Origin of the sequence: Sedimentitalea xiamensis (genome assembly GCF_030164465.1) — a bacterium.
Lineage (GTDB): Bacteria > Pseudomonadota > Alphaproteobacteria > Rhodobacterales > Rhodobacteraceae > Sedimentitalea > Sedimentitalea xiamensis.
In genome coordinates this window covers 1-9,111 of sequence record NZ_JASNJE010000058.1, presented here as the reverse complement: position 1 = coordinate 9,111, position 9,111 = coordinate 1, and the positions used below count along the sequence as shown (strand labels likewise).

Annotated in this window: 10 protein-coding genes; 5 read left to right on the top strand and 5 right to left on the bottom strand. The window is 68.0% G+C overall.

Translation table 11 applies throughout. From position 1 onward, the window contains the following. The 4 genes from QO034_RS22645 to QO034_RS22630 all read left to right on the top strand — a co-directional run. A partial coding sequence (locus QO034_RS22645; protein WP_284487777.1) for a hypothetical protein occupies positions 1 to 663 on the top strand: 663 nt, incomplete at its 5' end. A gap of 20 nt (positions 664 to 683) precedes the next feature. Then, positions 684 to 1,229 carry a hypothetical protein gene (locus QO034_RS22640; RefSeq protein ID WP_284487776.1) on the top strand — a complete coding sequence of 182 codons (546 nt, stop codon included), beginning with the start codon at positions 684 to 686 and terminating at the stop codon, positions 1,227 to 1,229. Between the two features lie 155 nt (positions 1,230 to 1,384). Continuing rightward, the gene (locus QO034_RS22635; RefSeq protein WP_284487775.1) at positions 1,385 to 1,702 is read left to right on the top strand and encodes a hypothetical protein; all 318 of its coding nucleotides are present in this window, start codon (positions 1,385 to 1,387) and stop codon (positions 1,700 to 1,702) included. 186 nt (positions 1,703 to 1,888) lie between these two features. Further along, a complete protein-coding gene (locus tag QO034_RS22630; RefSeq protein WP_284487774.1) occupies positions 1,889 to 2,854 on the top strand; it encodes a LysR family transcriptional regulator in 966 nt (321 codons plus the stop codon). A gap of 354 nt (positions 2,855 to 3,208) precedes the next feature. Here QO034_RS22630 and QO034_RS22625 read toward each other — a convergent pair whose 3' ends face one another. From QO034_RS22625 to meaB, 5 genes are all read right to left on the bottom strand, one after another. Next, entirely contained in the window at positions 3,209 to 3,703 is a 495-nt protein-coding gene (locus tag QO034_RS22625; RefSeq protein ID WP_284487773.1) for a copper chaperone PCu(A)C, read from the bottom strand. 48 nt (positions 3,704 to 3,751) lie between these two features. Then, complete coding sequence (locus QO034_RS22620; protein ID WP_284487772.1) at positions 3,752 to 4,102, bottom strand: hypothetical protein; 351 nt, start codon at positions 4,100 to 4,102, stop codon at positions 3,752 to 3,754. A 102-nt stretch (positions 4,103 to 4,204) separates the two neighbouring features. Next, positions 4,205 to 4,492, bottom strand: coding sequence for a 50S ribosomal protein L28 (gene rpmB, locus QO034_RS22615; RefSeq protein ID WP_284487771.1), 288 nt, complete (start codon positions 4,490 to 4,492; stop codon positions 4,205 to 4,207). Between the two features lie 151 nt (positions 4,493 to 4,643). After that, positions 4,644 to 5,450, bottom strand: coding sequence for an alpha/beta hydrolase (locus QO034_RS22610; RefSeq protein WP_284487770.1), 807 nt, complete (start codon positions 5,448 to 5,450; stop codon positions 4,644 to 4,646). Further along, positions 5,447 to 6,424, bottom strand: coding sequence for a methylmalonyl Co-A mutase-associated GTPase MeaB (meaB, locus tag QO034_RS22605; protein ID WP_284487769.1), 978 nt, complete (start codon positions 6,422 to 6,424; stop codon positions 5,447 to 5,449). Before meaB ends, QO034_RS22610 begins: the two co-directional genes overlap by 4 nt. A 108-nt stretch (positions 6,425 to 6,532) precedes the next feature. On the opposite strand from meaB, the gene hrpB reads away from it, so the two are divergent. After that, positions 6,533 to 8,989: an ATP-dependent helicase HrpB gene (gene hrpB, locus QO034_RS22600; RefSeq protein WP_284487768.1), complete on the top strand. Its 2,457-nt coding sequence runs from the start codon at positions 6,533 to 6,535 to the stop codon at positions 8,987 to 8,989. The last annotated feature ends 122 nt before the right edge of the window (positions 8,990 to 9,111 follow it).

Here is a 9,111-nt window from a genome sequence, read left to right as displayed (position 1 = left end):
CTTCGTTATAGGCTGGCCAGTTCCTGGTCTTGTAGGTCGGTGGTGTCGGTCTGCTCATTCATCCCAGCTACCACGCTGGATTCACGAGATGAATCCCACACGGAATTTGTGCAACAGAGCCGCTGGTACCTCTCGCATTCTGCAAAAAAGCCTGTTCCGATCGTGTCACGAAGGTTCGTGCTGGCGACGGCATTGGCTGTACCCGTCGCCGCCGTTGATCCGTTCTCAGGCGGGGCGAACAAGGGATTCGGGACGCCATCCGCCGACGCGCTGACCCTCAGCGCTCTGCTTCTCGCGTTGATCTCCGCGCTTGAACTCGTTGAAAAGTCCATTCAGATCTACAAGGATATGAAAGCCAACATCGAGCTCCAGAACCCCGATACCGAAAGCGCGCAGGAAGGCAAGGTGCTGTCCGCGATCTTCAACGAGGACGAATATGCTGAAAGCGCGGTTGAGCATGGAAGCGCCCTGCCCGCGAGGATCCTGAAAAACTCGCCCATTCAGCCGGACGGGCAGCTATATTCTTGGGAGGCAAATGTTCCGCGCGGCGATTCCTACAAGTCTCGGGTCGAGATCCCGACGGTAAGCCCCGGGGACAAGCTCTTTGAAACCATGACCGCGAAAAGCGCAGCTGCGGATTATTTCAGGGTCATGATGGCATGACAGGGTTGAGGGCGTTGTTATTGCTGACGTTTCCCGTCGCCCTGAACGTCTCATGCAGCGCAATTGACTTGGGCACGGGTCCGGCGGTGGCAGAGCCGGCCGCGCCCCCTGTCCGCGCCCCGATTCTCACGTCGATCGACCCGACGGCGTTCGACGAGGCATCGACCGCGCGACCGGCCGAGGGAAGCGCGGAAATCGGCGACCTGAGGGTGGCGATCCGCGAGGCGAGCGTCTTCACACAGACGCCCTATCCGGGCATTCCGCTGGTGTTCGACATGACGTTCGACAATGACGAAACCGGGCCGGTCGCGGTGTCTCTTCACGGGTATCTTTTCGATGCCGCAAAGCTGGAAGAGCCAGAATTCGAAAGCAAATACGTCCAGAAACTGAAACTTTCGGGAAACACCGTCAGCCGGATTCAAAACGTGGTGGGACCAAAGCCCGACTATCCCGGAAGCAAGCTGATCCTGTTCGAGATCTATTCAAGGGATGCCACTGGCGAAGTCATCCGCCTGGATCAACTTCAACTGGACGGGATACAAGTAATCGACGACCCCGGCGCCTGACGACCACAGGACCGGCCCGCTCCATGCCGCGTCGCCAAAGGTCGAATGCTTCGACCCTCGCTGCGGCGCGGGATTGATCGAACACGCGGTTTGCGCCATAGTCTCTCAAAAATCCGAGCGGGCAACGTCCCGACGAGCAGCAAGAGGCATTCCAGATGAAAAGACTTTGCGTCGGCATCCTGTGTTTCGCTACCCTCGCCGGGGCCGCGCCCGAACCGGTGCAGGCGGCGACCGGCATCATCGAAAAGGCCTGCCGATCCTCCGGGCGGTCGGCGGCGACGCCGCAGCTCTGTTCCTGCATCGAGGCGGTGGCCCGCGAAAGCCTGACCCGGTCCGACCGCAAGAAGGCGGCGAAGTTCTTCCGCGACCCGCACATGGCGCAGGAAGTCCGTCAGTCCGACAGGCGCAGCGACGAAAGGTTCTGGAAACGCTACCGGGCCTTCGGCGACCGCGCCGCCCTGACCTGCGGGTAATCCGGACCGAGACCCTGGCGAAGGCTCCGCCCACCCGCCCTGCGACGATCCCGTTCTGACCGTTTCCCCTTGCCCCTCGCGGCACCGCGTTCCCTGCGCGCACCGGAAAACCGGCGGACCGCCATTTGCCGGCTTGACCGCCTGCCCGTCCGGTCCCAGAACGAAGGCGAAAGGAGAACGGCAACGATGCTGAGCAAGGGGATCACCCTGCGCGGGCTCGAAGTGTTCGAAGCCCTGGCCCGGACCGGCTCCGTCGCCGGCGCCGCCGACCTGACCGGGCTGAGCCAGCCCTCCGTCAGCCAGCAGCTGCGCAACCTGGAACAGGCGCTGGGGATCGACCTTGTGGATCATTCCCGTCGGCCGATGCAGCTCACCGCCGCCGGGCACGGCTTTCTCAAGCGCAGCCAGACCGCCCTGTCCGAGGTGCGGCTCGCCCAGAGCGAACTGGCGGTGCTGGACCTGACGCATCTGGAATCGCTGTCGATCGGGCTGATCGACGATTTCGACAACAACCTGACGCCGCGACTCGTCACCATCCTCGCCAACAGCCTGACCGGCTGCCGGTTCAAGATGATCACCGCCCCGAGTCTCGAGATCAGCGCGGCGATGCGGGCCCGCAAGTTCCACCTGGCGGTGGCCGCGAACACCGGAGAGCCGATGGACGGTATCGCCGAATATCCGCTGGTGCGGGATCCGTTCCTGCTGGTCGCGCCAAGGGGTGTCTTCGCCGCCGCCGAAGACGCGCTGAGCGGGGAACAGCGGCTGCCCCTGCTGCGCTACGAGCCCGAACAGCTGATCGCCCGGCAGATCGACGCCCATCTGACGCGCTGCGGCCTGGCCTTTGGCGAACGGTTCGAGATCGGCAGCCATCTCGCGCTGATGGCGATGGTGGCGCGGCACGTGGGCTGGGCGATCACCACCCAGCTGGGTTACATGCGCGCGGTGCGCTACCACGACGAACTCGACGCATTCCCCCTGCCCTTCGCGGATTTTCACCGCACCATATCGCTGTTCGCCGACGCCAACTGGTCCAGGGACGTGCCGCTGGACGTGGCCGAGACCATGCGCCGACTGATCCGCAGCCAGATGATCGAACCGGCGGTGGACCGGCTGCCCTGGCTGGAGGGCGGTCTCCGGATCATCGACGCCTGATCCCGTCTGTGCATGACGTCCGGTGTTCAGGCGGCCGCGGGAAAAGGTCCGGTGTCAGCCAGTGAAACACCGCTTCCTCGGCCGGGAAGCGGCGGATGCTGCCAAGGCGGACCAAGAGAATGCGGCCGGGCAGGTTTCGCGACGCCGACGGGCCGTGCACACGGCACCGGATCAAGGACGCCGCCACGCCCGAAGGTTTCGCCGATACATGCTGCGGCCCGGCGTCCCGGACGGTTCCCGCCCGGGTCGATGACATGCTCCACCGCACGAGCGGGGCGACGGCCGGACCCTGAAAGGCCCGGCCCGCGTCCGTCCGACGGCTGCGTCGCAGCCCGAGGACGGACGCCCGCCGTCTCAGCCGTCCGTGCCCATCTTGTGCATCATCTTGCCATGCCCGGGCTTGCGGGTCAGGTCCACCGGCACCTCGACCACCATGTCGCCGGCGGTCTCGAACGTCAGGGTCAGCGATACGGTGTCGCCATCGGCCAGCGGCTGTTTCAGCCCCAGGAACATGACGTGATCGCCACCGCGTTCCAGCGCATGCATGCCGCCCGCGGGGATCACGAAACCGTCCTCGACTTCGCGCATCTGCATCACACCGTCGGCATCCTCGATATGGGTATGCAGTTCGACCCGCTCGGCGATGTCCGAACTGGCCGAGATCAGCCGGTCGTCCGCGTCGGAGCGGTTTTCCAGGATCATGAAGGCGGCGCCGGTTTCGGCGGCCATCATGGATGTGCGTGCATAGGGGTCCATGATCACGATCTTGCCGGCCATGTCTTCGGCCTGCACGGCCCCGGTGAACGTCAAGGCGGCAACCGCCGCGAACAGGGTGGATTTGAAAGACATCGCGTCTCTCCTTCTTTGAATGTCAGTGGAAATCGGAAAGGGTAAGCGTCAGGCGACCGCCGGCGGCGCACGCGCCGACCGACGCGGCCGGAACCTGTCGCCTACAGCGATATCGTCCGGTGCCAGGGCCATCCGCCGCCAGCCGCCGGGCCTGCCGGATGCCGCCTCGGGCGTCGCCACATGCGCGAGCAGCGTCAGCGCCCAGTCCGGACAGATGAACGGCGGCCCGGTGGGCTCTCCGTTCTCATCCGTATAGACCGTGACCGGGCCGGTTCCGGTGCAAAGCTCCAGCGTTCCGGACGGCCCGCCCGCGCCGCGCGCGACGGCCATCCCCTGGCCGGTCAGAGCCAGCAGGAACACGAGCGCAAGGCCCAGGAATTCTTGTCGCCGGAATTGCATCACGACCCGGATATAGGGTCGTTCGCGCCGGGGGCGCAAGCGCAAACAGCCCCGCGAACCGCGAGGCTGTTCAGATGTCGGTCAGGCGTCCTGCCCCGCCAATCAGGCGGTGGCGGCGGCCTTGGCGATCTCTTTCTTGACCTTCAGCGCATTGGGCGACAGGTCTTCATCCTTGGCCTTTGCCAGGAACGCGTCCAGCCCGCCGCGATGGTCGACGCTGCGCAGGGCCGACGCCGAGATCCGCAGCTTGACGCCACGGCCCAGCGATTCCGACTGCAGGGTCACATCGTTCAGGTTCGGCAGGAACCGGCGGCGGGTTCTGTTCTTGGCGTGGCTGACATTGTTGCCAGTCATCGGGCCTTTTCCGGTCAGTTCGCAACGGCGCGACATGTCAGGTACCTCGTCTCATGTTCAGATGCGATTCGCAGCGAAACCGCAATGTAAAAGGGCGCTGCACTCGCCGCGCCCGAAATTCTGTCTGGTGCTGATAGGCGCAAAGCCCGGCCCCGTCAAGCGGGTCGCGCAGGGTTTATGGCCGCCTTCAGCCCTCCTGATCCGCTTTCAGCCGCCTTGCCACGCCCGATGCGGTCCGCGCAAGCGCCGCACGGCCCCGCCGCGCCGCGTATTCCGCCAGCCGATCCCAGTAGAGCGCCGAATCGACACGCAGCCGCCGGTGTTCCCGCACGATCCAGCGGCGGCGCAGACGGTCCTCGCGCAGCCGGGTCTGGATCTGGCCATAGGACCCGCCCAGACGCAACAGCTGGGTCGCCGGATGGCCGCCCCCCGGCAGGGCGCAGAGTTCCAGGGCAGGAAAGATCCCGGCAATCGCCCGCGCATTGCGCCGGTCCGCCGCACGGAACGGATCATAGGCGAGAACCCCCCGCAGCCCCGGCACCGCCCGCGCGGCAAGATCGCCGAGGGTCCGATCGAATCCGCCGGCGCAGTCGCGGAACCTCCCGTCCCAGGGCACCACCTCGGGATGGATCGACAGCTGGGGCGAGACCAGCGCCACCAGGTCCAACCGCAGGCAGCGCGCGAACCGCAGGGCGCCATAGCCGCCCATCGAAAACCCCATTGCCCGGACCGGATCGCGCCCCGTCGCATGACCCGCCAGCGCCGTTTCAAGATCCGTGGTTTCCGGGTTGATGAACCAGTCGTTGCATCGGGACTGCAAGTGCAGGTGGGCGAATCCCTTGTCGGTGAAACTCCGGACCGGTTGCGGCGCGGCGAAGGATCCGGGGTCGACGACTCGCTGGCGGAAACTGACGAACAGTCCTTTCCCGCCCGGATTGAACAGCGTGGCCCGAAGCAGCTTGCCATCGAAGATCCGCCGCTGCGGAACGCTCATGCCCTCAGGTGCTGCCCGAGCATCTCCCGCGCGGCGGCGGAAGGGGTCATCCGCCCCTGCGCCACCAGCAGCCCGAGCCGCTGCATCTGCGCCTTCGCAGCCCCGGATTCGATCTGCGCGAGCAGGCCCTGGCGCACCTCTTCGCTGAACCAGTATTCCGCCTGCGCCGCCCGCCGGCCCGTCCAGTGGCCGCTATCCTTGCGCCAGTCCGTCAGGGCCTGCATCTGCGCCCAGCAGTCTTCGAGCCCGTCTTCCTCGATCGCCGACACCATCATCGCCTTGGGAAACCCGTCCGGATCCTGCGGACGCTTGCGCAGCAGCCTCAGAGCCCCGGAATAATCGGCGCAGGTGCGGGTGGCGGCGGGCTTCAGGTCGCCATCGGCCTTGTTGACCAGGATCAGGTCGGCCATTTCCATGATGCCGCGCTTCACGCCCTGCAATTCGTCCCCGCCCGCCGGGGCCAGCAGCAGAAGGAACAGGTCGCTCATCTCCGAGACCACGGTTTCGGATTGCCCCACGCCGACGGTTTCGATCAGCACCACGTCATAGCCCGCCGCCTCGCAAAGCGCCACGGCCTCCCGGCTGCGCCGGGCGACGCCGCCCAGGTGGGTCTGGCTCGGCGATGGGCGGATAAAGGCGTTCGGGTCGCGCGACAGCCGGTCCATCCGCGTCTTGTCGCCGAGGATCGAACCGCCGGAACGGGACGAGCTGGGATCGACCGCCAGCACCGCGACGCGCAATCCGCGGCCCGTAAGCATCAGGCCGAAACTTTCGATGAAGGTCGACTTGCCGACGCCGGGCGTTCCCGACAGCCCGATGCGCAGCGCCTGCCGGCCCGCGCGGGCGACCTGCTCCAGCAACGCCGTCGCCTGGTCCCGGTGATCGGCGCGCCCGCTTTCCACCAGGGTGATCGCCCGCGCCAGGGCGCGGCGTTCCCCGGCCAGCACCCGTTTGCCCAATTCGGTCGTGTCCATGCCCCGCCCCTGCCGTTTCTTGGCGGCTACTTGACCCGCCGGGCCGCGATTTGTCCAGACCGTCGCGCCCGGCTGGACGCCGCCGCGCGGTTTGGCGATAACCCGGCCATGAACCGACCGCCCCCTTTGCCCATCGACGACGCGCTGCCAGACCTGCTGGCCGCGCTGCGCACCCGCGGGCGCGCGGTGCTCCAGGCGCCGCCGGGAGCGGGCAAGACCACGCGGGTGCCGCTGGCGCTGCTCGATGCCGGGCTGATCGCGCCGGGCCAGCGGCTGGTGATGCTGGAACCGCGCCGGCTGGCGGCGCGCGCCGCAGCCGAGCGGATGGCGCAGACGCTCGGCGAAGCGGTCGGACAGACGGTCGGCTACCGGATGCGCGGTGCGACCAGCGTGTCGCGCGCCACCCGGATCGAGGTCGTGACCGAAGGCATCCTGACCCGGATGCTGCAATCGGACCCGGACCTGCCCGGCGTCGGCATAGTCGTGTTCGACGAATTTCACGAACGCTCCCTGAACGCCGACTTCGGACTGGCCCTCTGCCTCGAGGTCGCCGGGGCGCTGCGCGAAGACCTCGGGCTGCTGGTGATGTCCGCCACGCTGGACGCGGAACCGGTGGCCGCGCTGATGGCGGCGCCGATGATCACCTCCGAGGGTCGCAGCTTTCCGGTGGAAACACGGTGGCTCGACCGGTCGGTTGGACCGGCGGCCCGCCAGGCCGGGGCGCTGGCCGACCTCGTGGCGCGGGCGGAAACCGAAACCCGCGAAATGGACGGCGGGATTCTGGTCTTCCTGCCCGGCGAACGGGAAATCCGGCAGGCCGGAGCCGCGCTCGCCAAGCGGCTGCCGGACAGTTGCGCGATCCGGCCCCTGTTCGGCGCGATGCCGTTCGAGGCGCAGCGCGCCGCCATGGCGCCGCTCCAAGGCGGGCGCAAGATCGTTCTGGCCACCTCGATCGCCGAAACCTCGCTGACCATCCCCGACATCCGGGTCGTGGTCGACGCCGGACAGGCGCGGCGCGCCCGGTTCGATCCCGGTTCGGGAATGTCCCGGCTCGTCACCGAACGCGTCACCCGCGCGGAGGCGGCGCAGAGGCAGGGCCGCGCGGGACGGGTCGCGGATGGCGTCTGCTACCGGCTCTGGACGCGCGGCGAGGAAGGCGCGCTTGCGGCCTTCCCCCCGGCCGAGATCGAAGCCGCCGACCTGACCGGGCTGGCGCTGGACCTGGCGCTCTGGGGCGCGTCAGAGGACTCGCTCGCCTTCCTGACCGCGCCGCCGGCTCCGGCCATGGCCGAGGCGCGCAGCCTGCTGACGCTGCTGGGGGCGCTGAACGGCGGCGGGCGCATCACGGCCCATGGCAAATCGCTGGCTGCCCTGCCGCTGCATCCGCGACTGGCGCACATGCTGGCGCTGGCGGGGCCGGAGGCGGCGCCGCTGGCGGCGCTGATGGCGGATCGCGACCCGCTGCGCGGCGCGCCCTGCGACGTGATGCTGCGCCTGGAGGCAATACGGGACCCGCGCGGTTTCGCGCGCTCCCGCCCCTACGAGATCAATCCCGGCGGGATGCACCGCATCCGCACCGAAGCGAAACGGCTGAAAACCGCCGGACCCTCCGCCGGGCTGAGCCCGGCGGCCATGGCCGCGCTGGCCTATCCCGACCGGATCGGGCAACGGCGCAAGGGCGATGCGCCGCGCTATGTGCTGTCCGGCGGCAAGGGCGCGGCGATGCGCGACGGCGACCCGCTGGCCGGGTCGCCGTTCATCGTCGCGACCGACTTGGACGGCGACCCGCGCGAGGCGCAGATCCGGATGGCGGCGCAGATCGGCGAAGGCGAATTGCGCGACCTCTTCGCGGACCGGATCCGCCGGGTCGATCTCTGCGAGTGGTCGCGGCGCGACCGCAGGGTGGTGGCGCGGCAACAGGAGCGGCTCGGCGCGCTGATCCTGAAGGATGCGTCCTGGACCGAGGCGCCCGACGAGGCCGTGGCCCGCGCCATGCTCGACGGGGTGCGCGATCTCGGCCTGCGGCCGGGCGCCGCCGCCGCGCGGCTGGCGGCGCGGGTGGAACTGGCCCGCGCAGAAGGACTCGACCTGCCCGATTTCTCGGCCGAAGGCCTGACGGCGCGGATCGAGGACTGGCTGCTGCCGATGCTGCACGGGGTGCGCACGGCGGAGGACTGGAATCGGTTCGACGTGCTCCCCGCCCTGCGCGCGGCGCTCACCTGGGAGCAGACGCGGCAGCTGGACGACCGCGTCCCCAGCCATTTCACCACGCCGCTGGGGCGGCGGGTGCCAATCGACTATTCCGGAGACGATCCCGAAATCGCCGTCCGGCTCCAGGAACTCTTCGGCGTCGCGCATCACCCGTCCAGCGCGGGGGTTCCCCTGAAGATCACGCTTCTGTCCCCGGCGCAACGCCCGATCCAGATCACCCGCGACCTGCCGGGTTTCTGGGCCGGTTCCTATGCCGAGGTCCGCAAGGACATGCGGGCGCAATATCCCAGGCACCCCTGGCCCGAGGACCCGACCGCCGCCGATCCGACCCTGCGGGCAAAGCCGAGACGGTAGGGCGGCCCGTTTCCTCAGCCCCGCAAAACCATTGCGGGCTGCGTCCCGTCCGGGGCTTTTCCTGCATTGTCCGCAAACAAGCTGACAGGAAAAACCGCCGATGCTCGTCAACGAACACTCCC